This is a genomic window from Sulfolobus tengchongensis (genome assembly GCF_036967215.1).
Lineage (GTDB): Archaea > Thermoproteota > Thermoprotei_A > Sulfolobales > Sulfolobaceae > Saccharolobus > Saccharolobus tengchongensis_A.
Genome location: NZ_CP146016.1, coordinates 2,152,031 through 2,176,997 on the forward strand (window position 1 = coordinate 2,152,031; position 24,967 = coordinate 2,176,997).

The following is a 24,967-nucleotide window of genomic DNA, read 5'->3' on the forward strand; positions in this document are numbered from 1 at the left end:
ATATGAGATGAGATTCAATGCCATTCCTATTTACTGATGACGCGCGCATTTATTATGAAACAAGAGGAATTGGAAAGCCAATTGTACTTATTCATCATTTAGCCGGCAGTTATAAAAGTTGGAAATTTGTCGCGCCGGAGTTGTCATTAGATAACACCATTATCATTTATGATCTAAGAGGACATGGAAGATCATCCGTGTTAAATACGCCTTATTATATTGAGGATCATACAAGAGATCTAAGGAGTTTATTAGTTCAGTTAAATGTAACGAAACCCATTATTGTAGGGCATTCGTTAGGTACCCTAATAGCACTAGATTATGCTTTAAATTATCCAGTAGAAAAGCTAATACTCATCGGTGCTTTATATAAGGCGCCATCACGTGAAGCTTATGAAAAGTACGTACGAATAGCGTTAAATTTTGGTATGCGTGCACTAGCAGAATATAGAAAAATATACAAGGAATTTGCAGAAAGTCTAACTGCAAATTATCAGGCGTGGAATTCTCTTTTGGAAGTATATGAGGAAACTACACCCATAGGTTACAAAAATGCAGTAGAAGGTTTGTTAAGAGCTAAAGATTACTCTGATGAGATGAGTAGAATAAGTGCGAAAACTCTTGTTATTTATGGAACATATGATGGATTAATCATAAACCAGTCAATTTTTAAGAATAATATGAAAGATATAGAGGTAAAAATTGTAGACGGTTATGGCCATTTTCTTAACTTCGAGAATCCAATACTATTATCGCAAATTATAAAGAGTTTCTTATGATTCCATTCAATTTCTTTATAGCGTCAATTAGTTCATTCTTAACATTTTGTATTTTCACTTTGGCTTTATCTTCCTCTTTTTCATTTAATGCTATTTGTATTTCTAGTATTGGATGAGAGAGTTCATAACTCTTAGGATGAGTTTTGATATACACATCATATTTCTTTACAAGGTCCTTCACGTACGGTGCTAAAGCTGATTCCATAACGTTTTCCACGTATATATAATCCTCGAAATACTTTACATTAGGTTTATTTCTAATTAAGCCAGATTTTATGAAATTCTCTAACACATCTTCCATTTCTCTTGGAACGCCGGGTGTAGCTAATATGTCGATATTGTTATAGTAAATATATATACCTGGAGCTATTCCTTGTTGATTATTTACCGGAATAGCACCAATAGGCATATAGGCCATCTTCTTTCTCTCTTCTGTAATAGGAATATTTCTTTTTCTATACTTTTCAAGAACCATTTCGAACGCTACTTTATTTAATTCTAATTCAACGCCTAATGCCTTTGCTAGTCCTTCCGCTGTCTTATCATCCCACGTAGGACCTAGCCCACCTGACGATATTATTATTTTTGGTTTTCTCGCTATAGCTTCTTTAAAAGCTGATACTATCTCATCTATTTCGTCCATAACTACGGTTATTCTTCTAACTACAAATCCTAATGATGTAAGCCTACGTCCAATATGAGATGCATTAGTATTTACAGTTTTTCCACTAAGTACCTCATTACCTATGGTTATTATTTCCGCGAACCAATAATCCATAAAAATATTAACTATCAGCATAAATTAAAACTTGAGTCTTTATGTTCGAGAGATTTTTATCCAGCGAAACTAAATATCTACGAACTTCTGAAATTAGAGATTTGTTGAAATTAACTGAAGGAAAAAATGTAATTAGCCTAGCTGGAGGACTACCTGATCCCCAAACTTTTCCAGTAGAAGAGATTAAAAAGATTACTGAAGACGTTTTAACAAATTATTCCGATAAGGCTTTACAATATACTGCGACGCCTGGAATATCTGAGTTTAGGAAAGAACTAGTAAATTTATCTAAATCAAGAGGTATTAGTGGAATAGACGAAAAAAATATTTTTGTGACGGTTGGAAGCCAAGAAGCACTTTACATGTTATTTAATATCTTACTTGATACTGGAGATAACGTATTAGTTGAGGCTCCAACTTATCTAGCCGCTCTTAATGCTATGAGAAGTAGAAGACCAAATTTTATCTCAGTTACGGTTACCGAAAAAGGACCAGATTTAAACGAGTTGGAAAGAAAAGTTAAAGAAAGTAATGCTAATGGAAAGAAAGTAAAGTTAATGTACGTTATACCAACAGCTCAAAATCCGGCGGGTACTACGATGAGTACAGAAGATAGAAAGAGACTTTTGGAAATTGCCGTAAAGTATGATTTTCTAATATTTGAGGATGACGCTTATGGGTTCTTAGTATTCGAAGGAGAAAGTCCTCCACCAATTAAAGCCTTCGATAAAGAGGGAAGAGTTATCTACACTAGTACTTTCAGTAAAATACTCGCACCAGGTCTAAGATTAGGATGGGTAGTTGCCCATGAGGATTTCATAAAGGAGATGGAGTTGTACAAGCAAAATGTTGATCTACATACTCCCTCCTTATCACAGTATATTGCGATGGAAGCCATTAGAAGGGGCGTAATCCAGAATAATTTACCTAAAATAAGAAGAATATATAAGGAGAAAAGGGACATTATGTTAGAGGCAATAGAAACCTATTTCCCTAAAGGATCTAGATGGACCAGACCAGTTGGGGGGATGTTCATATTTGCATGGCTACCGGAGAAAATCGATACAAGTAAAATGCTAGAGAAAGCACTACAAAGAGGTGTTGCGTATGTTCCGGGTGCTAGCTTTTATGCTGATTATAGCGGAAGAAATACAATGAGATTAAACTTTAGTTTTCCAAAAAAGGAAGAGTTAACTGAAGGTATACGACGATTAGCGGAAACAATAAAACAAGAACTTTCTACTTAAAAATTTCATCTACCTTTATTATAACACCAGCCTTTGACGCTGGAAAGGAGGCTAAAAGATCATTAGAGAAAGCAACTAATTCGCTAAATAATTTATCACTAATTTTTTTATCAATAAACTCTAAGGCTCCATCAATTTCCTTAGGAATAATAAACCTTATTTTATTGGAAGAGACAAGAGGCCACGTATTCATTAGCTTAGGCATTATTACCCTAGTATTTGATTTTGATATATCGTCTAAAAATGCTCTTACCCACGATTTAAATGTTGTAATTATAATGTTGTCCCACTCTTGTGAAAGATGTCGAGTTTCCTCTACACCTATTATTTTTGGACTTACACCATCCTCTCTATATATGATAACCTTACTTACAATATCCTTTAAATAGAGAGCTGAGATAATTCCATAAAGTCCACTTCCTATTATTAGCGTATTGCCATTATTAATATAATTGGGTAATTGTAAAGCAAAGCTTGCATAAGGATAAAGTATGTATTTCTCACTAAATTTTGACTGAGGTAAGAGGACTATACTATCAAAAGGTATGGAAGCCTTCTCCGATAACAATCCATCTATCTCTGTTCCAATTCCACCATACGTTTGTGAATACGGCAGTACCAGTACCAATTTTCCTTCTAAACTTTTATCAATATCTAATCCTACACTTTCAATCTTTCCTATACCAGTAGAACCCAATATTCTAAACGGCTCTACCCACAATAAACCAACATATATAGCGTTCTCTAAACCATTTATAAGAACCCTTGTTGGCCTTATTAAGACAAAATCCCTATTAACTTCTTTTTCTGGGACGTCATTTATAGTAATACCAAGGTTAAATGTTAGTGCTTTCATCTGAAGGACTTACTCTTACTGCTTATTAAAGTTTATAATTTAAGCTAGTAACGCAGATGGAAAAGGCAATTCATAATCTAGGAAAAGATGCTAGGCTTCATATAATTCATATACTTTTACGGAATAGAGGAAAAAAAGAATTAGCTGATGAATTGGGAATAACACCAGCTGCAATTACTAAGTACTTGAAGGGGATAACACATCCTAGTGATGAGATAATTAAAAAGAGTATCCAAATAGCAAGTGATGAGGAGTATAATGAGATAATTAAAACAATAATTACTGACTTAACTGAGGCATTGATAGAACTTATAGAAAATGTGGATATAGAAATGATTATAGAAAATGAAAATACAGTAAAGCTTAAAAAAATGCTAGAAAGGGCTTTCAATGAGGCATTATCAACTTCTTCTAGCCTCGTATAACGGACATACAATACATATTTCTGGAAACTTTGAAACAACTACCCTTTTAGTTCCATCATCATTTATAATTATAGCCTCATTAGGTATTCCAAGTTTATTTTCATCACTTATATTCCATGCTTGACACGCAAAGTTTAGTACGTGTTTGCAAGTTTTAGATTTCCATATACCTTGTGATTTAGCTACATTAATCCAGGTGAGATTTCTAGTTAAATTGTCAATTATAGTGTAAATTTTCTTATGTTCCTCATCATTGCTATTTTTAATGTTCTTAAGTTCTTCCGCTAATTGTCTAATTTCTTGTTCAAGGTCAGACGTAGATAGAAGAATAACATTCGGTTTTAAATTATCCTCTATAGAACTCATGATAAACTACTTAATATAGTACACCTTATAAAGAAATGTGCACATAAAGTTAAGAGGGAATTAACAATGGTAAAGGAGATCTACAGAGAGAGAGTTAAAGTCCTTACTGATATATGGAGCTTATTGACAAACAGTTGGGAATCACTAAATAGAGAAGATGTGATAGAAATTATAAAGGGCGCATATAATAAAAGAAATATTAAACCATTTAGGGGATTCAATGCTGATGGTCTATATGAAAAGGAGCTAATAAGCCTCTTTGTAGTGGGAAAATATGGATTAGGCCTTTTTGAAGATAACAAACCAATATTTGACAAATTACTAGTTAAAGAGGAAGAATATGACAATATTTCAAAAATAATATTAAATGGAAATGCTGACGAAGCATATGAGAAATCTGGTAATAATAAAGAGACTTTGGCTAGAGCTTTAAGGACAATATTCACTCAAATAGTATTTTCTTTTGAATCAGAAGATAAAATGTACAAGTCCCTTAGAAATCTTAATACATCTAATAAAGACGAAGTTAAGCATACCGCTAAAAGCTTTTCTAGATTTTACACTGCATTTAAGCTAGCTGAAGGTATAGCTGAAGGAACAATAAGAGATAAACTTACTTACATCGCAACTAAAAAAGCTTTGGCAATATCTATAGGTATAGAATATCCGTTACCTAAAATGAACTATGTGGCATTAATAGCTAAAGAGGTATTTAATGTAAATAAGAAAACATTAACAAAGATTTTAGGTACAAAGGTATAAGCATAGATATTTTAAACTACTAAATAAATTATAATTAAGGTATGCAGAATCTTTCACCTACTCAAAGGGAGATATTATTAGCGCTTACCGATCTTTACAATAGACAAAAAAGAATGATAAAAAGTAAAGAAGTTGCTGATATTATAGGAAAAGATGAGGGAACTGTAAGAAATATTATACTAAGTTTAAAAGTACTAGGACTAGTCGAGTCTAAACCAGGGCCTAATGGAGGATATATGCCAACACTAAAAGCATATGAGATTATAAATAACCCTACATTAACCCCCATTTTAGATAAACTAAATCTCTACAAGGGAATGATAGAAACTGACATCAAAGTGGAAAATATTGAAATTATAGATATAACTAACCCTACAGCTAACAGAGTTCTACTTAAAGTGGAAGGAGATCTTAGAAAACTAAAGGTGGGAGATCCGGTTAGGCTTGGCCCTACTCCATATAGCAGATTAGTAATTGAGGGTTTAATCTTACATTTAGATGAAAATAGTAAAGAAGTAGTAGTTGATGTTAAGAGAATGATAAGTATTCCTAAGGAAAAGGTAAGAAATTTAATATCTAAGAGACTAATTGCGCTGAAACCAGAAACTAGTCTAAGAGAAGCCTCTATGATCTTCTATAAGGAGGCAATAAGAGGAGCACCAGTTATAAATCAAGAGGAAAAGGTAGTCGGAATTCTCACAACTGCTGATATAATTAAGGCTTTCTTTGAAGGCAATTACGATGCTAAGGTATCGGATTACATGAAGACTAATGTGATTAGCATAAATGAAAATGAAGACGTATTAGATGCTATAAGAAAAATGATAATATACAATGTAGGTAGGTTATTAGTGATTGATAGTAACAGCAAGGCAGTGGGTATCGTGACAAGAACCGACATATTAAGATCAATAGCGGGTTTAGAAGGATTATGGACAGTTTAAAAGAGAGATGCGGAATAATATGCGATAGTAATTTTTATGAAATAGAAAATGTAAGTATTATAGATCAAGAATTCGTATGTGACCCTATAAAATTTTATGAGATTTTAATGAAAATATGTAAAGGTAATATTCAAGCTATAGTACACACTCATAATGAAGAATGTGAACCTAGTTATAAGGATATTAGTTCAATGAAGATATGGGATGTGGTATGGATTATTTTATCTAAAAAATGCATTAGGGGTGTAATTTACCTAAACGGACGTATATTCGAGATCGATATTCACTCCTTTCTGTCTCAAGAACTCTATAACTCTATCATGAAGCTTCTTCATTAATTCTCTTCTATCTTCAGCCAATACAACATCTGAGTGACCCTTCAATATTATGCTATGTGAGAATGGGCTAGGCACATTTGTTGGCCCAAAAGTATCGATTTTTATCTCACCTTCATTAACTTTCTTAAGAATCTCCTTGGCTCTCATTATATCCATATGATCTTCTAGTATTTCTCTAATGGTTTCCTTAAGCACTGGAAAGTTGTCCATTTCTTTTACCGCTTTAAGCAAAATTTCTGAATTTAATTCTCTTCGCTCTAAATTTGTCTCTCTTCCCTTGTATTTGCGTAAAATCATAAATGACCTTTCCGCACAATGTCTAAATCGTCTTTTTAACATCTCTGTTCTCATAACTGCCTTAGCTACAATTTCATAAACATTATCCACTGTAACCTTTGAAAACAGACTAGTAATATCATAATTTGGTAGTTCATTCTTCACACCTAATACGAATCCATTATCTGTAACAGATACCTTTACGTCAGTATCTAACTCCTCACTAAGTACATAAGCGAAAGCCCTGGATAACGCGTCTAAAGCTCTCCTTCCATATAAAGCATGAAATATATAATTCCTAACCCCCTCTTCATCGTCATATATTTCGATTAAAATCAGATTATCAGATGGCACCTTCCCATTAGTGAAAAGATATTGCTCCAGAATATAAGTGTATATAGATATAGCTGCAGATTTACTAATCTCGTATTCCTTCGAAATTTGTTCTATTATTTCCTCTTTACGAACTCCCCTACGAATCATATCAGCAATCTCTCTTCTAAACTTACCTACCTCTAATGCGGATTCGTAAGCCAACGGAAGCATCTCGGAAAACCAGCTTGGAACAGTTGGCCTTTGTCCTATAGCCTCTTTCACAATTACCTTAGAGCCCTTACTCCCAATAAACTCATAGGTTCTACCACTCAAAACAAAAATATCACCCGGAGTTAGTATTTCTACAAATTCTTCTTCTAAATTTCCTACATATCTGCCCGTTTCTGTAATTACACTTATCATTGCTTCATCCGGAATGGTTCCACTATTCGTGTAAAATATCATCCTGCTACCTTTCTTAGGATATATTAGCTTTTCATCCTTTATCCTTATCTTCGCGTAAACATTTTTTAACTCTAATCCGAAGAAATCACCACTTAGATACCGTAATATCAAGGAATACTCATCTTCACTAAGTTCTGAGAAGTTGTATGATCTTTTTATAATATTAAATAACTCTTCTTTATCAAGAGTTGAAATCAAACTTGCACCTACTATTAACTGTGAGAGAACATCTAACGGATTCTTAGGAACGTGTATGTTATCGATCTTCCTATCTCTAGCTAACTTTGCTAGCACGGAGCACTCTACTAGATCGTCCCTATCAACTACAATTATCCTCCCTTTACTAATGTTTCTAATATGATGGCCCGCACGTCCTATTCTTTGCAATAACCTACTTACACTTTTAGGACTACTAAGCAGTATCACTAAATCAATATATCCTATATCTATTCCTAATTCCAAGCTTGTTGAGGATACTACTACTTTTAATAGGCCCTTTTTAAGTTTCTCTTCCACATCCAGTCTTACATCTCTACTAAGACTGCTATGATGAGCCTCTATTGAGTCAGTATCTAGAATCTTCTCGCTTTCAGCCAACTTCCTTAATTTATACGCGACTCTCTCCGTAGCATGCCTAGTATTTGTGAAAATAAGAGTAGTTCTATGCTTTTTTATTTCATTCAGTATAGTCTTATATATTCCCTCATCTACTTCACTTTCAGACGAATGTACTAGATCCTTGACTGGAGAAATAACTTTAATATCAATAGGTTTTACGAATCTTGCATCAACTATTCTATATTCTCTACCTTTACCTACAAGAAACTGTGCTATTTCTTCTAAAGGAGAAACTGTAGCGCTTAGACCTATTCTAACGAATTCCTTTTTAGTAATTAAACTTCTAAATATCTCTAACATACCAGAAAGATATGCCCCTCTTTTGCTATTAGCCAATTCATGTATTTCGTCAATTATTACCCATTTTACATCAGTGAGTTTCTGACTAAACTTAGGTGAAGTTATAGATATACCAAAAGATTCTGGTGTTGTTATTAAGATATGTGGTGGTCTTTTTAGCATTTTTTGCTTTTCATATGAAGTTGTGTCACTTGTTCTAATTCCAACTCTTACATCAGGTAATTTAGGATTTATTTGTCTTAGCTCACTAAGAGGTTCTAACAAATTCCGTTGCATATCGTTATTTAAAGCTCTTAATGGTGAAATGTAAACAGCGTAAACTTTATCCTCTAGCTCACCCCGATCCCCCATTTCAAATAATGAGTCTAAAATTCCTAAAAATGCAGCTAATGTCTTTCCACTCCCGGTAGGGCTAGATACTAACACGTTGTAGTTTTGCTTTATTAGTGGAATTGCGGCTCTTTGAGGAGGCGTAAATGCTCCATATTTATCTTTAAACCATTTTGCAACATAAGGTCTAAGTAAATTGTATATTTCTTCGTCTGAATAAAAGTAAGTATTACTCAACCCATACTCTATTATCGTTGTTATTTAAAAAATACTTCTTTCATAATCCCTTAATAAATGCCACAAATGTATAAAGATACGCAACGGAATAATACGCAAGCCAAATGAACGTTAGTAAGTTGTTATGAATAACATATGCTATTGAAGCTGACAAGAAAAATATGCCAAAAATCAATATCGGATATCCTATATTACTCTTAGCTCTTTTACCTTTTGGAGTTACAACGTATTTTCTATTCTTTCTAAATGCGCTAATGGTACTAATTAAGAGAAATGGAGAAATTGCAACAGTATAGGCGGATAGTCTCCCTAAAGCTTTTATGGCTGTTATAGTGGTAAAACCAGTTCGCCTTGCACTACGTACAAAGATAACCGCATAAACCGACAAAGTTAGTGCCCATATTATGAAAAATTGTAAATACATACTAAGTTCTACTCCCAGAAAAATGGCTATGGCATAAATAATTGCACTTATAAATGTTAATATAATGGGAATATATTGCAATAAATAAGCTACAATCTCAAGCTTCTGCCAGAACTTTATCTTACTGCTTACAATATATTTAAATCTTCGAAGTAGTACTTCCATAGTTCCCATTGCCCACCTAGTTTGCTGTACGTAAAATGAAACCAAATTATCAGGAACTTCAACAAAAACTGGAGAGGAAGATGCGCATATTCTAAAACCTTTATTTATGAGTCTTGCTCCTAATTCATAGTCATCTTGAATCATGTTGTAATCCCAACCATTTACAGCCTCTAAAGCCTTGCGTTTAAAAATCGTACCACAACCTATTGGAAGTACTTTAAACCCTAGTCTATCCCTGCCCCTCAATATAGATTTACTAGTTAATACCGTAGATATCATCAGTGCCCTAGCAAGAGAAGAGTGCAGAGAGTTTGTATATCCGTGCCATTCCATAGTAACCGCGTCACAACCTAAGTTTATCATATGAGAATACGCTCTAATTAAAGAATCCTCTTCAATTCTAGCATCTACGTCTAAGGTCAAAATTAAGTCTCCACTACTTCTTTCTAATCCATATGTAAGTGCACCACTCTTATAGCCAAGTTTTTTCTCTCTTCTAAACACCTTTACGTTTAAACCAGATGGTATTTCAAGCATTGACAAGAGTTCATTAAAATACTTTTCATCGTCATCAGATACTATTATTATTTCAAGTTTGCTCTTGTCCCACTTAGCCTTATATAAATTGTCAATCAGACCTTGTATTACATCTATACGCTCACCTTTAGTTGGCACTATTATTGACAATTTAGGCAAACTATTATTATCATATGACAATAAAGAGTATATATATTCTTCATTTTTACCAAAAGTGTAGAAAATAATTTGGTTCCAAACTACGATGGATGGGACTATGAAAATCAGTAAATTAAGTAATATGTTAAGTATCATCTATAGATATTGCCTTTTGGGGAATAATAAATTCATACACGTGTCTAGTAGTTTTAGGTGGAAATCTTAAGCCCCTATTGGCAATATCAATAATGTGCTGTTTATCTATCGCTGGTGGTACCAGATGTCCTATTAAGTCTTTTTCCACTGATATGCCCAAAGAAAAGAGGAAACTCTCTACTATCTCTAATTTCCAATATAATTTATAAATACTATCAGCGCAGATAGATACATCTTCGTATTTTGCACATATATTACCATCAGTATTTATAGAAGATAGTATGATTTTTGCCATTTGAGGTTTAGAGAACTTCCTATACCAAACATTGACGTGAATTGAAGGTGATTTATAATCCACATAAATAACGGGTATTTTAGGTAATGAAACACGTAAAGCTGCTGTATATCTATGATGACCATCAAGAATAACGTGAGTATTCTCGTCAACTACAATAGGTTTTATCGTCTTTAATCTCTGTAACTGCATAGAAATGTCAATAACTTTCTCTATTATTACATCTTCATGTGGTATTAAGTTTTTAGGCCTTTCCATTTCTATTCGAATAGTAGTCACAACACTCTTTAATTATACACGAATTACATAAAGGTTTTCTGGCTTTACAAGTTTGTCTTCCATGGGCTATTAACAAATGATGAAGATGAAGAAGATCATAATTCGAAAAAATGTCTCTTAGCGTAGATGATATAACATTATAATTAGCGTTCTCTGGAACTATTCCTAATCTTTTACTAACCCGCGAAATATGAGTATCTACTGGAAAAACCTTATACCCCTTACATGTTAGCAATACTACATCTGCAGTTTTTTCACCAATACCATCAAATTTAAGTAATTCATCCCTAGCATTATCTTTATTTAAAATGTTCTCAATTGATCCATCATATCTTTCCAATAATATTTTCGAAATATTCTTTAACCTATTAGCTTTAGTTTTATAAAGACCCGAAATCTTTAAGGCCTCTTCTATTTCACTTAAACTTGCACTAGCTAAATTTCCTGGATTTACCCCAATTTTTGTCTCGAGTAGTAAATATGCCCTGAGTGCGGATTTGTCGGTAGAGTTCTGCGATAAAATTGTAGCCACTAACACTTTGAAGCAGTCCTTGAACTTTAGCCAAACATAATAGGCTATGTAATCCTCAGCTTTTATAGTATAAGAATTTGAGAGCTTATCATAAAGAATGTTAGGTTTACATCTCATAACTCCAGAATACGCACTTTAGCTTATAAGACATTTTTAAAATAGCTTATTACTCGATGTATGAGATAGAAACAATTCTTGAAGCCATAAAAGATGGTGCTGTAAATCCAGGAGATGCAGTGATAAGAACTGGATTGCCAAGATATGAGGTTTTGGCGTTATTCCACATACTAGAAGAGTTGGGCTTAATAGAACCTATTTATTCTAAGGGGTCGCATAAGGCATTTAGACTTACCAAGAAAGGAGAAGAGGTTTTAGAAGGCTTAAAAAAGGGATATGAGATAAGTATAGTGGTAAAGACTAATCTTGCCCAAAGTTAAAGTAATAATAGTTACCATTTATTTCTAATATTATAGTAGTATTCTGATAAGACAAGTGTAGATTGTTTCCTATTATTTCACTTAATGGGACTAAGTCACTTGCACCTACAGTATACTTTACGTTAAATGTAAGAGTGTTTATAATTACCTTATTTATCACAACTGGGTTCTGCCCATAATTATACACAAAGATTTCATTCGTGGAACTGCCTAGAGGTATTAGACTGACCTTAGTACTCACAATATTTAGATATTTACCATAAGCCTCATTTGCTAACATTTTGTTATCTCCATATATCTGGTTGAAATATAAGTATAATGGCAAAATTAGAGAAATCGTAATCATAATTACAATTAAGGTGGAAAAAATAGATGATATTGCCTTCAATATTCCACCCCAGATTAAGCTACTGACGCTAATACGTTCTGAACTACACTATAGGGCTTCCCATTTGGCAGATGACCTATTATTTCCACAGTATAATATTGCCCTGCAGTAATTTGACCGTTAATTTCACTTATATTTTGAACAGATTGTCCGGGTTGTAAAAGTTCTGGTTTAAACGTAACTGAAATAGTAGTATTGCCATTGATAATTTGGATACCATCTAAGTACACTTCAACACTCCCAGTATTTGATATATAGTATTGCAAAAAGGCCTGATTGGCATTAGGATTTACATAAATACTTAGTTGTATCTGAAGATTAGCGTTTTGGGTTAACGAGCTAAACATACCATTAGAATAGGCGTATAACAAACCGCCTAATACTAGAGTTATCGCTAACACTATTACTGTGCCCAGAATCGATGAGATTCCTCTTCTCTTTTTGGAGCTATACATTCTTTTTCACCATTATCTCTTAACAAAAATATTCGAGGCACAGATTCCCGAAAATAACCTTAATCTTTAGCTATTAAATAAAGGCTAGGATGAAGTGGCCAAACGTTAATACGAGGGCTATACTTATAAAAACGATAACGAGTAATGGAAAGTTAAATATAGTAAATCGAGATATCCTGGCATACATTATACTGAGCGTTATACTATATATTAATGAAATAAAGTCGAGACCACCTATTGTTCTAATTTTACTCATAATACCTAAGGCAAAATAGAATATAAATGGAGTTATAACAGCGAGAGCACTAAACAATTGAAGGCTCTTTAATACTTTATTACGTAAGGATATATAGTTATTAAGAATCAATGATGCATCTTTAAAGGTAAAACTATCTGCAAATCCTTTTTTATCTATATTCTCTATAAGCTCCAAAATAGAATTGACTATCCAGATATCTGTATTAATGGTTGACAAAGGTCTGTTACTTCTGATAGTAACCGCAACCTTGTCTAAGAATTTTTTAAAATTAGGGTTGTCAGAGCTGATCTTTAATAAGGCACTTTTTAGGCTATATCCTAGTCTTAAATAATCAGCGATGTCAGCCAAAACAGATGGCAAATTATTCAAAATATTATCACCAAATGATATTCTACGATAGACTATGAAAGAAAAAACTACAAACAATAAGTAAAATATTAGAAGATCATATTTTAAATTAAGATGCAGTAAAAACACCAATACAAGAGGTATTGGTAACATAAATAATGAATTCTTGATCTCTTTCACATTTATTTTAACCTCATAACCTATGTTAGGTTGTATCGCAGTAATGTAAAAGAAGATCATAGGAGCTAATATTAGTGGCATCAATAAAGTAAATATATTTACTGATGAAGAAATATATTGAAATGCAAGTAAAATCATTGGAGTTACAAGAAATAACATGAATAAAATTTCTACTAGTTCATTTACCCTTTCAATATAATTTTGAAAGATAATATTTAAGTTCTCAATAGCCTCTGTTAATAGGTCCTTCAGCCTTTCTGACATGGAGATTCCTAATATTTCTCCACTAGTATAAATGCTGTATATTTTACCTAAAAAGTCCGATCTATGAACTTTAGCTCTACTTTCCATTGCAGAAAGAGAGGATTTGCCTAATACCTCCACTTCCTTAGTGAGCAATAACGCCTCCTTTTTGAAACCTTTAAATACAGTGGAACTTCGTATTTCTTCGAATGTTTTGTATAAACTCTTACCTAAGAGGCTATTAACATAAGCGAAAAGAAGAAACATGGGTATTTCGTTTTCTATATTTTTTCTTTGTTCACTCTTTCTGATTTCAGTAACTATAAAAGGATAGAAATAAATAAAGATGTTTATCGTATTTATCAAAACAAAATAGTAACTAACTTTAATATATAAAAAGATAGAAATAAATGTGAATAATGGAATTAGCAAAATTAACTTCTTGTATTCCTTATGAAGTTTCTCTATATCATCTCCGTAATACGCTATATTCTCGCTTATTCTTTTGCCTAAAAGACTAAATACGCCAAATTTCTTAACTAGTTCTTGTTTCAATTTTATCACCAACAGTAATTCTGTTTAAATATAAATTGAAATCCTCTTGATCTAAGATATTGTCCTCTGCCAGTTTAGTGAGAATTTTAACTCGTCTCTTAATGTCATCTGCTATCTCAGATTCTGGTCTTTCATATACTTTAGAAATATACTTAATTCTATAGGATCTCTTTATCAATTCGTTTACATCGTTAGGTAAAAAGGAATTGGAAGAAAATGACCACTTGAATATCTTTTTAAACTTAATTTTTCCCTTAACGTATACTAGCTCATATATTGACCTTACAATACGCCTTATACTATCATTTTGATCTCTCTGTGAACCCAAAACTATGATGCCCCACAAATTTTGTAAAAATAATTTAGTTACATCCCTATTTAGAAGGCTTATTAACCTAGTTAATGCCTCTTGAGGATTTCCTGCATGAAACGTAGCTAGTGAACCGTGACCAGAAGCAGAAGCATGCACTAATGCCTCTATTTCCTTACCTCTAACTTCTCCAATAACTAAATAATCAGGCCTATATCTTAATGATAATTTAGCTAAATCCATTAATGAGACCTCGAATTGTGAAGAAATGGACTGCCTTGCGAAAAATCTAATCCAATTGTCATGAACTATATTTATCTCTGGAGTGTCTTCAATGGTAATTATCTTATAGAAGGGATTAACCATACTGAGTATTGAGTTAAGTAATGTAGTTTTCCCAGATCCAGTAGATCCCACAATTAAAAAGAACGGTTTATAGTCTAAGAGGAACCATAAATAAGCTAGCATTAAAGCACTTATTGAACCATTCTTCAGTAGTGATATGGGGCTTATTGGTTTTAACGGAAATTTCCTTATATCAAATGTAGAGCCTGGCAAGGAAATTTCTCTAGATATAGTTGCAGCAACTCTATGGCCTTCTGGCAAGGAAAACTCTAGATATGGTTTTGCTATATTAACTGGTTTATCCGCTCTATTGGCTAGCTTCTCAATAACTTTTAGCACTTGATCCTCAGATTCAAATATAATATTAGTGTATAATCTTGGAAATTTAGTAACTGTTCTGTGTACTACTGTCACAGGATACGAGAAACCTTTACACTCGATTTCCTCTACATAGGGATCAGCTAAGGGAACAGTTAATGCATCATAATTTAATTTTTTTCTTAGATGATATATAATTTTCTCAATAGTGTCTTGACTGGTTACTCCTTTATCCCTTAGTAGTTTAATTGTAGTCTCTTCTAAATTAGATATCGTAGGAGACGAATAAATGTAATTCAATATATTAGCAAGTAGTGCGTTTTCTTTCTCACTTATCTTAGGCTCATCTATCTTATAGTAGGCTACTCCTTTCTCCTCAAATATAGTCACCTTAGCATTTAGGACCGAATACTCTTGCAAAATATTCATATTATTTTTGAATCTAATAAAAACAAACTCAGAGAATCCCGAAACTGGTTAATATTTCTCTTATCTTCATAGCTTGATTGCTGGCAATAATTAATGATGAGTTAAGGATATTTGTGTCATATAAAACCTCCCATTTAAAACCATGTGAGAATGCTCTAACTTTTATTGAGTTATATGTTGGTTCTATAGGAAAGTGTATCTCATTATTACCCTTAGATACACCTCTATAGGAATGAGGTCCATAAAATATTTCAAAAGGAGTGTCCACGTCGATTTCGATTTTTAAAATCATTAAATTACCTTTTATCTCTGTCTTAAGATCTCTAATTGGGTTACTAACACCTATTATTAAATACTCTCTAATATAATTACCATTATCTTTAGATATAGTTATCAAATTTGGCCCATTTCTTACAAATATCTTCTCTCCATCAATCTCTATTTCTTCCCCCTCTTTTCCAAATATTATTCCTTGATATTCTGAGGGACGCTCAAAGATTTCTTCCCACTGAAATATGTTATTCCTCTTTGCGATAATTTCTCTGGTTAGACTATTTTTAACTACAAGAGATTTTGAATAATCTTCAGCATTATTATCTATCACTTCTATAGGTGCTAAGAACTCCAACGACGCTATTAATCTTTCATCTACATACGCGTTAACCTTCACTTGGATGTTAGCCATTTCCAAACTACCAATTCTCAAAGGAATCTGAATTAGTTTTTCAGTACTGTTTTCTTCGGAAATTATTCTAAAGCTATCGTTTAAAATATTTATATTAAATGTCAATTGAGATCGAGTCGGAATGCTGTATTTTATAATAAAAGATAATAGTGCATTTTTATCAGGATTTTGAATTAAAGTACCACCTTTACTTGCTACCAACACCTTTGCACTCACGAATTCTATTTTTGGGATTTGTGATGTATATGAAATAGTGTACGATATAGTATAAAATCTGTTACCTACTTTAACGTCAAGTAAACCTTTTCGATATTCATACGGTTCTATTAAAATAAGTTTCTTGTTAATGCCGTTGACTTTTTTAATTTCAACTATCTTTCCGTTTTTTACAGAAAGATCATGAGAATAATTCTCATCAACTTGTATAACTATTGAATTATGTACTGTATTATTCCTATTTATAACCTTTAATGGCTTATAATTCTGCGCAATTACTGCTGATCCAATACTGCCATCATCAGATAATAGATGAATCCTCCTAGAATCAAAAATGAACGACTTAATGTTAATGAAATTTAGCATTTTATTAAAATCATTGTCATATACGTATAATATGCTCCCTTTTAAAATACCAAGCGTATTCTTATTTAGATTTACAGAGAGCTCAGAGTCTATACTCCTATCTATCTCTCTCCAACTTGTATTATAGTATTGTTTTAACTTATCTCCACATAATATTATAAGTCCTCCAGCCATTTCACCGATCAAATAGGTTTCATCGACACATATTCCAATATTACCCTTCTTATTAGAGACTATCACGCCTTGTTCGGATCTATATACATGACCATAAGATGAGATGAAACCAAGATATTTACCTTTAAAATTAAACTCAAGTATCGAACCTTTCTGATCAATAACCTTAGTACCATTATTATATTCCATGGAAAAATAATATCTTGATATATAGTATTTTATACCACTTTCTAGGTCTATCTGTTTATCCCTTAAGATTACAGTTGTCTTATTTTTACCTATTAGAACTTTCTTGTCTAAATAAGAGATATATTTTTCATACTCTTCACCATTAAAAATATACCTTCTGTTTTTTAAATAAATTGGATATATCTCGTCATTTCTATATAATACATAGTCGACAACATATTCACTATCATCTCTTCTGATCAAGGTTTCCTTATTATCAATTAATGCTATAACGTTTCTACCCTTTCTGAAGATCCATTCCTGACCATCTATGATAATACTATCACCTTTAATTACTATCGAGGGATGACGTAACGCATCACATATTAACTTTACTGTCTCGTTATCTTCTAACTCAAACCAACAATTAAGTTCCGTAATCAAGTCTAGTTTATTGTAAACCTCAAAATTAGGAACAATCACACTGTTATCTTGTTAATAATTAAGGATAGAGTGCAGATCGAAATTTATAGTCTAGTTAACTTTAACCTCGATATGAAAAATCCTTCTGTAAAGTCAATATGTGGAAAAACCCTATTCGATTTAAAGGAAGATCTAAAATTAGGATAGCCGTAATTATAATTATCGAATGGCCTTTCGGCTATTTCGTAATACTCATCTATGATCTCTTCACCTTCTTCAGGAAATAATGAACAAACGGAATATACAACATCGCTAGCCTTCATATTCACCGCTTCCCTTAAAAGGGTCTTTTGTAATTTGGAGAATTTATCCACTTTCTCACAGCTATTTAAGGTTATTAGAATGCTTGGATCATTATTTATCATTCCAGAGGAAGAACAAGGAGCATCTAGTAAGACTTTATCAGCTTTAATAAGACTATTTCTTACAGAGTCTTGATGTACTATATGTACCTTATTCATGTCTACTCCACATCTTTTCAATAGTATCATTTCTTTCGAAATTCTGTTAAAATCGATATCTGCTAGAAAGACTTCATTTTTATTTTCCGTTAACATCATGTAAAGGGAAGCTTTAATTCCGGGTGCTGATGAGAGCTCAACTAACCTTTCTTTAATTTGAGGTCTAAGTGCCTCAACTACTAACGAGCTAGCCTTATCTTGTGGAATTATCCTACATTCTTTTACTATATCTAGAGAGGACAATCTAATTTGAGGCTCTTTTACCTTTATCATGTAATAAAGGTCCTTATCTATTTCAAATTCCACATTATACCTTTCAAGTTCCCTAATTATTTTATCAATATCAGCCTTAAGCAAATTTACACGAATCCATACAGTTTTTTCTTTTAAGCTAGATTTTAATGCATTAACATCTAATAAGCTTCCCAATTTCTTCTCCATCCATTGTGGAAATGAAACATTAAGATTTCCCTTATTTTCTAGCCAATACTTTATTCTGACGGTCCTTCTAGCTTGTGGCAAAGAATAATAAGATAATAGTAGTTGCCTTGCATATTCAAATAACAGATTTGAATCTACGCCTCTAGGCCTATTTAGGTTAAGCGAACGTTTAAAGGCAACTGCTAATGGATATCTTCTTTCCTCAACGTAGTATAATACACTACTCAAAAACCTAATTATCTCCTTCAACTTGATATTAATAACTAATAATATCTAATATTCCTATTGTCACATAGCATAGGGTAATATTATAACACTCGTTAGATTACTCTATATTGTATCATGAGGAATAGTACATATGAACGTAATGATATTTGTGTATTTGACATTGATTTCGTTGTTAGCCTCCATAATATCAACAAGGGCTGATAACCAGGTATTGCAGTATGCACTAGCAGCTAATTCCATGTTTGTGCTCCTAGGAATGCTTATATTAATAAAAAATTCTAGAAATTCTCATAAAATTTGAGGATAAACATAGCTCCTACACAAACCCTTTTTTAAACAAAGTTGGAAGAAGCATTCTATTGATTGCCTACCCTTAAGTCCCAATTCTTTCCCGTATTGACTAATCTTACCTTTAGATTCTTGCAAAGCAGCGGATTCTCTAATTACAACTTTAATCTTAGAAAGAACGTCATCATTTAGCCTTAATGATCCTATTAAACTTATGACTATTGGGAGGTCGCCACAATTATCCCTCCATGCCTGATCCAATGAAATATTATAGTCATCATAACTTATTCTTGCATCGCCACTTATACATATTTCTTCCCTGACTATTTCTATCGGATTCTTATAATTTGTTAACATTTTAAATAGATAGTATTCTGTAGAATTTGAACTATTGATACATATTTTTGATATTTTATCACTTATAGTTTTTAAGCCAATTTTGTTTACTACAAAGGCACCATTACTAATAAATTTTATATTATCAAAGAAAATAGATAGAGGCAAGGGTACGTAGGCTAAATCTAAATCTTTTAATTTAAATTTAAGTTCATCCTCTTTTACACGTACTAATTCTAGATGTACGTTTCTCTTTATCTCATTATCTAATATTGGTCTTATAGCTTCTAATTCTCTTTCGTTTACGTAACCTAAAGTCAGTTTCACGTAATAGAACTTTAACTGAAGCGTTATTTTAACTTATCTTTTAAAGGAGATATGTGAATTAATAACTCGTAACATGGCAAATGCAAAGGTAATAATCGCAGGGGCAGGATACGCAGGGCTAAATACCTATTACGAATTAGATAATAAGATATCTAGAATATTAATAGCTGACAAAGCGCAGTTTATGTTCTATACTGCATATTTACAACGTCTTATATTTAATAGGAATATACGATATATTGCAAATATAAGATTAGATGTAATAGATAAGATAAAAGAAATAGATTTTGAAAGGAAAGTAATAAAAACCAAAGGTGGAGCCGAAATACAAGGAGATAAACTGGTTTTAGCATTAGGTTGTAAAAGAGAAAAACAACTAGATTTCATAAGTAGAATATTAACAAAAGATAAAATATCACTAGGTGTTGAGAACTACCTTGATGAATACTTGGGCATCCAACTAGCTTTTTACCTTAAGAAATTAAATAAAGATGTCTCATATAATGGGCTACTCTTAAAATGGTTAGGAAATAATATAAGTAATGCAATATTAGCATTATTGGAAAAATATAAGATAAAAGTTTCTGAGAAATCTGAAGACGTACTCCCTACTTGCGAACCAAATGATGTAGTAGGCGAATTTTTACAAGTAAATGATAAGTTAGAGTATAAAGATGGAATATATGTAATAGGGGATATGGTTAAAAATTATCCTAAATTAGGAGAATTAGCAATGAGAGAAGGAATATATGTAGGAAAATTATTATCTAAAAAAGTTAATGAAAGCTTTAAACCGATTTACATTAACATTATAGATACTGGTAATGGTGAAGCTATACATATAAGATCTAATTTGCCGTGGAGCGGAAATTTAGTAAGTGTTAAGGTATCAAAGATAAGAAGTATAATGAAACGATTCATAGAAAGGTATTATATTATCAGAAAAGGAAAAATGGGAATACTTTATTATTTATAGGAGATATCCAGGGACCTTGGGGGGAATATCAAGGGGCTCCTCTCATTTGTCCTAAGGTCCCTGGATACCTCTAAATTACTTTTGTATTAGGGGGTTTTAACTTTTTCCTAAAATGGTATACCTAGTACGACATCTATATCAACTCCTAGACCTAAAACAATAGATGAATAAATATTATAATAGAATGCTTTACCAAAATTATTTTTCTGCGATGCTAAATAATAAGCATAAGCCATTATAAGACCATGTATGATAGTTGCCACTATTGCTATAGGACCTAATCTATAATATAAATCACCTGCAAGATCAAGAACAACAGAGAGCAATTGATTAAGTCCCGCGAAAGTCAAAGCCTTATCTCCTAATAACACTGCAAAACTGTGTAGTCCCATCTCCTTATCAAACTTAGCATCAGGGATATGATTATATAGATCAAAGCCCACAGCCCATAATATCGTGCCAATCACGAAAAACCAAGGAACTCTTAGCAATATCTGACTTAACGAATCGTAATATAACCCTAGTGCTGCTACTGCACCACTGAATACAGCTAAACCTTGAATAGATGCTAAATGATAATTTGCAAATGCGGTATACCTTTTCATATAAGGATATGTCATCACTATTAAAGCCACAATAGGGGACAAAACAAATGCCCAAATGTTAACAAAATACGCAGTAACAAAGAATAGAACAAGCGAAGTAACTATCATCACTTTAGCCTCATTTATTTTTATTGCACCTGTTACTAAAGGCCTATTCCTAGTTCTCGGGTTCTTAGCGTCTATATCAACGTCAGCTAAATTATCGTTAGTCATACCCGCAGCTCTTAAGAAGAATAATGCAAAAAAAATCAATATCATGGTTGAAACTGGTGGAACTCCCCTGATTGCTACGAAGGCGCCTAAATATGCCATTGGTAAACTGAAAAATGTCTGCTCTATCCTTAGGAATTTCATAATTATGTAAAACTTGTTTTTCGTATTCTTGTTTAATCCGCCAGGATCCCAACTCACGTAATATATTTATCAGGAAGCACTTTTAATGTCTTCTTTAATTGAAGGTAATAGTCTAACCCATCTATTAACGCCATGACAGATGCCTCTACGACACTCTTAGATACTCCCTCAGTTCTCCAATTTATTTTGCCATCAGTAAATTCTATTGTAACTCTTACTACGCTCTCCGTATTCTTAATCTCACTAGGCAATATTACTCTATAGTCTATTAATTTTACATCACTAATTTCTGGATATACTCTTTGAAGAGCCATCCTCAATGCCTTATCTATTGCATTAACTGGACCTACGCCTTCCGCAACTTCAAGTTGTGAGTTAACCTTAACTATTCCTATTGAAAGACCGCTATTTTCGTTTATAACCTTCCAATATTCCACATTTATGTAATTCTCGTACATGTTTAGTTCTCTCAAAGTAATCAGTATGGCGGAAGCTGGACCTACATCAAAGCTATAACCTTTAGTCTCTAATTCTTTAATTTTATTTAGTGCTCTCTTAAGTCTTTCATCTTTCTTATCAACAACTATCCCTATTTTTTGTAAATATGACACTAGGTTAGCAGTTCCAGATAATTCCGAAATTACAAACTTTCTATCATTTCCTACTAATGAAGGATCAATGTGCTCATATGCTCTGGGAACTTTCATTACAGCGTCTACATGCACACCAGCTTTGTGAGCAAATGCGTTATCGCCAACATAAGGTTGATAGGGATTAGGAGGTAATCCTAGGATTTCATATATTAGTCTCGAAACCTCACGTAACTTCTTTAAACTCTCTCTTCCATTTAATACGTTAAATCCCATCTTTAACATCAATGTCGGTATTATTTGTACTAGATCTGCATTACCAGTTCTCTCTCCTATTCCGTTTATCGTACCTTGGACATGCCTTACACCTGCCTTTACAGCCATTAAAGCGTTCGCAACTCCACAACCTATATCATTATGCGTATGAACACCCAATTTTACATTTAATATTTCCCTAACTTTTTTAGTAATCTCAAAAATCTCGAATGGGGGAGTACCACCATTTGTATCCGCTAGAGCAATTACATCAGCTCCGGCTGCCTCTGCAGTCTTAATTACCTCAATAGCATATTCTGGATCTTCTTTAAATCCTTGGTAGAAATGTTCTGCATCAAATATTACTTTAAGTCCATGAGATTTGAGGTACTTTATACTATCATATACAATATCTAGATTCTCTTGCTTAGTTACTTTTAAAACCTCAGTCACATGAAGGGACCAAGATTTACCAAATATTACAGCAACATCGACATCCGCTTTTATTATACTATTTAGGCTAGTATCTTCATTAACGCTACTATCTTTTCTTTTTGTACTTCCGAATGCAGCTATTTTAGCTTTGGATAAACTATACTTTTTTATCTCTTTGAAGAACTCCTCGTCTTTAGGATTAGATCCTGGCCATCCTCCCTCGATGTAGTCGACACCAAGCTCATCTAACATCAGCGCTATCTTAATTTTATCATTTAGAGTAAAAGATATATTTGCGCCTTGTGAACCATCTCTTAATGTTGTATCCAGAACCTCAACAGATTTCTTGAACACCAGACATAGGTGAAAAAATATGGGAAGGTTTAAAAGTTTTCATGATAATAGTAGAAAATCATATTTCATTTTTGGCGCTATAATGTTAATAATCTTTTTAATAGTAACACTCCTTTTCTTAGAAATTCCAAACTACTTTCCCAATTATAAGTATATCAATAATGTTTACGGTAGCAATCTCAAGCTACTTGTGATACCTGCCGGTGTAGGTATTAATGTAATAAACGTCACTATAAATAATTTTAATAACACACTAATAGCATTTGTCAAGAATTCGTCTATAGTAAATATTACAGTTATAAATAATGAGGGTATTACTATAGCCAATCAGCAGGGATATTTAGGAATAAAATTGAGAAATGGTTCATACAAAATATTCTTGGTAAATCTAGGAGACAATACGGCTCACATAGTATTTGATTATGGTGTGTTTAACTATAATTTAATCTCTTCTTTCTACTCATCACTGAGTTTACTAAAAGTAATATATGAAATTATAATGGCAGGGAGTATCGTATTAGGACTATACTCTATGATAAGAGGAATCGCACGAGGAAGTAAATTAATCAAAGGGCAAAAATCAAGAAAGTACTGATTTTAACCATAACAGTGTATCGGTTATAAAACTAGGACCCATATGAGCAAGATAATCCCCTTTGGATAGAATTATACGTTTACTTAGTAATGAAACTAAGCCTCGCTTCTGCAAAATATTAAAAAATCGCTCTTTCTCGTATTCTGTGAGTCTCTTCGGCTCGTAAATGATAATGTCTGGATCTCTTTCTAAAATTTCCTTATCTTTAGGTGTAAAGTAAGCTTCTGAAATATCGTCAAAAATGTTAGTGCCCCCAACAAGCGAGATACCATCACTGATATGAGTAGGGAAACCTACTGTTATAGGACCACCTAGATCTAACTCAACGTAAACCTTAATTTTCTTATCACGAGCAACTCTAAGATTGTATATAACTTCGTATAGATTGTAATACAATTTTCTCGCTCTGTTAAAAACACCTAATACATTACCGATTAGCAGGATATTATTCAATATCCCAGAAATATTAACTGGAACAGGTAAAGGATATAAATTAAATCCCAAATTTATTAATTTTTTCGTAAGTTCTTTTTGAGCTCCTCCAGTAGTGAAAATTATATCAGGTTTAATTTGCTCTAAAAGCTCAACATTTACATGAGTATAACTCCCTATTTTAAGAACCTTCTTAGCTTCACTTGGTCTATAACTAAAGGCGTCAGTCGCGACAATCTTATCCCCTAAACCTAAAAGAAACACTGTTTCAGTAGAGGCTGGATCTAGGCTAACTATTTTATTAATAGGCCTTATAACTGTAACATAGTCGTCTAAAAACTGATTATAAACTCTCACATTCACATCTAT

General features: G+C 32.7%; 25 protein-coding genes. 8 read left to right on the plus strand and 17 right to left on the minus strand.

The features are described from left to right. Positions 1-17 precede the first annotated feature (17 nt). Complete coding sequence (locus V6M85_RS10315) at positions 18-779, plus strand: alpha/beta hydrolase (protein ID WP_338599635.1); 762 nt, start codon at positions 18-20, stop codon at positions 777-779. Here the strand turns inward: V6M85_RS10315 and V6M85_RS10320 are convergent. Next, positions 760-1,557 (minus strand): nicotinamide mononucleotide deamidase-related protein, encoded by a 798-nt coding sequence (locus V6M85_RS10320; protein WP_338599637.1) that lies wholly within the window; start codon positions 1,555-1,557, stop codon positions 760-762. The genes V6M85_RS10315 and V6M85_RS10320 overlap by 20 nt on opposite strands. 41 nt (positions 1,558-1,598) lie before the next feature. On the opposite strand from V6M85_RS10320, the gene V6M85_RS10325 reads away from it, so the two are divergent. Next, positions 1,599-2,804: a PLP-dependent aminotransferase family protein gene (locus V6M85_RS10325; protein WP_338599639.1), complete on the plus strand. Its 1,206-nt coding sequence runs from the start codon at positions 1,599-1,601 to the stop codon at positions 2,802-2,804. On the opposite strand, the gene V6M85_RS10330 is transcribed toward V6M85_RS10325, so the two are convergent. Further along, on the minus strand, positions 2,797-3,660 hold the full coding sequence (locus V6M85_RS10330; RefSeq protein ID WP_338599642.1) for a zinc-binding alcohol dehydrogenase family protein: 864 nt from the start codon (positions 3,658-3,660) through the stop codon (positions 2,797-2,799). The two genes, V6M85_RS10325 and V6M85_RS10330, sit on opposite strands and share 8 nt — an antisense overlap. A gap of 56 nt (positions 3,661-3,716) precedes the next feature. Here V6M85_RS10330 and V6M85_RS10335 point away from each other — a divergent pair, with 56 nt between their 5' ends. Further along, positions 3,717-4,085 (plus strand): helix-turn-helix domain-containing protein, encoded by a 369-nt coding sequence (locus V6M85_RS10335; protein WP_338599645.1) that lies wholly within the window; start codon positions 3,717-3,719, stop codon positions 4,083-4,085. On the opposite strand, the gene V6M85_RS10340 is transcribed toward V6M85_RS10335, so the two are convergent. After that, positions 4,062-4,451, minus strand: coding sequence for a hypothetical protein (locus tag V6M85_RS10340; RefSeq protein WP_338599647.1), 390 nt, complete (start codon positions 4,449-4,451; stop codon positions 4,062-4,064). The two genes, V6M85_RS10335 and V6M85_RS10340, sit on opposite strands and share 24 nt — an antisense overlap. A 66-nt stretch (positions 4,452-4,517) precedes the next feature. Between V6M85_RS10340 and V6M85_RS10345 the strand changes: the two genes are divergently transcribed. After that, on the plus strand, positions 4,518-5,213 hold the full coding sequence (locus V6M85_RS10345) for a DUF2192 domain-containing protein (protein ID WP_338599649.1): 696 nt from the start codon (positions 4,518-4,520) through the stop codon (positions 5,211-5,213). A 41-nt stretch (positions 5,214-5,254) separates the two neighbouring features. Then, positions 5,255-6,157: a CBS domain-containing protein gene (locus V6M85_RS10350; protein WP_338599652.1), complete on the plus strand. Its 903-nt coding sequence runs from the start codon at positions 5,255-5,257 to the stop codon at positions 6,155-6,157. 254 nt (positions 6,158-6,411) lie between these two features. On the opposite strand, the gene V6M85_RS10355 is transcribed toward V6M85_RS10350, so the two are convergent. The 4 genes from V6M85_RS10355 to V6M85_RS10370 are packed head-to-tail and all read right to left on the minus strand — an operon-like array spanning position 6,412 to position 11,679. Further along, on the minus strand, positions 6,412-9,036 hold the full coding sequence (locus V6M85_RS10355) for an ATP-dependent helicase (RefSeq protein WP_338599654.1): 2,625 nt from the start codon (positions 9,034-9,036) through the stop codon (positions 6,412-6,414). A gap of 40 nt (positions 9,037-9,076) precedes the next feature. Then, positions 9,077-10,453 (minus strand): glycosyltransferase family 2 protein, encoded by a 1,377-nt coding sequence (locus tag V6M85_RS10360; protein ID WP_338604739.1) that lies wholly within the window; start codon positions 10,451-10,453, stop codon positions 9,077-9,079. Next, positions 10,446-11,009 (minus strand): ParB N-terminal domain-containing protein, encoded by a 564-nt coding sequence (locus V6M85_RS10365; protein WP_338599657.1) that lies wholly within the window; start codon positions 11,007-11,009, stop codon positions 10,446-10,448. Before V6M85_RS10365 ends, V6M85_RS10360 begins: the two co-directional genes overlap by 8 nt. Continuing rightward, complete coding sequence (locus tag V6M85_RS10370) at positions 10,996-11,679, minus strand: endonuclease III (protein WP_338599660.1); 684 nt, start codon at positions 11,677-11,679, stop codon at positions 10,996-10,998. The genes V6M85_RS10365 and V6M85_RS10370 overlap by 14 nt, the downstream gene beginning before the upstream one ends. Positions 11,680-11,735: 56 nt before the next feature. Here V6M85_RS10370 and V6M85_RS10375 point away from each other — a divergent pair, with 56 nt between their 5' ends. Then, a complete protein-coding gene (locus tag V6M85_RS10375) occupies positions 11,736-11,999 on the plus strand; it encodes a hypothetical protein (protein WP_338599662.1) in 264 nt (87 codons plus the stop codon). On the opposite strand, the gene upsB is transcribed toward V6M85_RS10375, so the two are convergent. From upsB to V6M85_RS10410, 7 genes are all read right to left on the minus strand, one after another. Then, positions 11,980-12,387, minus strand: a complete 408-nt coding sequence (gene upsB, locus V6M85_RS10380; RefSeq protein ID WP_338599665.1) for a pilin subunit UpsB — start codon at positions 12,385-12,387, stop codon at positions 11,980-11,982. The genes V6M85_RS10375 and upsB overlap by 20 nt on opposite strands. 14 nt (positions 12,388-12,401) lie before the next feature. Next, positions 12,402-12,842, minus strand: coding sequence for a pilin subunit UpsA (upsA, locus tag V6M85_RS10385; protein ID WP_338599668.1), 441 nt, complete (start codon positions 12,840-12,842; stop codon positions 12,402-12,404). Between the two features lie 73 nt (positions 12,843-12,915). After that, complete coding sequence (upsF, locus tag V6M85_RS10390) at positions 12,916-14,436, minus strand: membrane pilin protein UpsF (protein WP_338604741.1); 1,521 nt, start codon at positions 14,434-14,436, stop codon at positions 12,916-12,918. Next, positions 14,408-15,829, minus strand: coding sequence for a type II/IV secretion system ATPase subunit (locus tag V6M85_RS10395; protein ID WP_338599671.1), 1,422 nt, complete (start codon positions 15,827-15,829; stop codon positions 14,408-14,410). The genes upsF and V6M85_RS10395 overlap by 29 nt, the downstream gene beginning before the upstream one ends. 28 nt (positions 15,830-15,857) lie before the next feature. Further along, positions 15,858-17,921: a protein UpsX gene (gene upsX, locus V6M85_RS10400; RefSeq protein WP_338599673.1), complete on the minus strand. Its 2,064-nt coding sequence runs from the start codon at positions 17,919-17,921 to the stop codon at positions 15,858-15,860. A 44-nt stretch (positions 17,922-17,965) separates the two neighbouring features. Continuing rightward, on the minus strand, positions 17,966-19,051 hold the full coding sequence (locus V6M85_RS10405) for an RsmB/NOP family class I SAM-dependent RNA methyltransferase (RefSeq protein WP_338599676.1): 1,086 nt from the start codon (positions 19,049-19,051) through the stop codon (positions 17,966-17,968). A gap of 288 nt (positions 19,052-19,339) precedes the next feature. Next, positions 19,340-20,002, minus strand: coding sequence for a hypothetical protein (locus tag V6M85_RS10410; protein ID WP_338599679.1), 663 nt, complete (start codon positions 20,000-20,002; stop codon positions 19,340-19,342). Positions 20,003-20,075: 73 nt separating this feature from the next. Between V6M85_RS10410 and V6M85_RS10415 the strand changes: the two genes are divergently transcribed. Then, positions 20,076-20,978 (plus strand): pyridine nucleotide-disulfide oxidoreductase, encoded by a 903-nt coding sequence (locus V6M85_RS10415; RefSeq protein WP_338599682.1) that lies wholly within the window; start codon positions 20,076-20,078, stop codon positions 20,976-20,978. 107 nt (positions 20,979-21,085) lie between these two features. Here the strand turns inward: V6M85_RS10415 and V6M85_RS10420 are convergent, their stop codons facing one another. After that, entirely contained in the window at positions 21,086-21,994 is a 909-nt protein-coding gene (locus tag V6M85_RS10420; RefSeq protein WP_338599685.1) for a 4-hydroxybenzoate octaprenyltransferase, read from the minus strand. Next, a complete protein-coding gene (gene cimA / locus V6M85_RS10425) occupies positions 21,991-23,592 on the minus strand; it encodes a citramalate synthase (protein ID WP_338604743.1) in 1,602 nt (533 codons plus the stop codon). Before cimA ends, V6M85_RS10420 begins: the two co-directional genes overlap by 4 nt. Here cimA and V6M85_RS10430 point away from each other — a divergent pair. Beyond that, the gene (locus V6M85_RS10430) at positions 23,591-24,166 is read left to right on the plus strand and encodes a hypothetical protein (protein ID WP_338599688.1); all 576 of its coding nucleotides are present in this window, start codon (positions 23,591-23,593) and stop codon (positions 24,164-24,166) included. The two genes, cimA and V6M85_RS10430, sit on opposite strands and share 2 nt — an antisense overlap. Here V6M85_RS10430 and V6M85_RS10435 read toward each other — a convergent pair. Next, positions 24,152-24,961 (minus strand): ABC transporter substrate-binding protein, encoded by an 810-nt coding sequence (locus V6M85_RS10435; protein ID WP_338599690.1) that lies wholly within the window; start codon positions 24,959-24,961, stop codon positions 24,152-24,154. The genes V6M85_RS10430 and V6M85_RS10435 overlap by 15 nt on opposite strands. Positions 24,962-24,967: the final 6 nt, after the last annotated feature.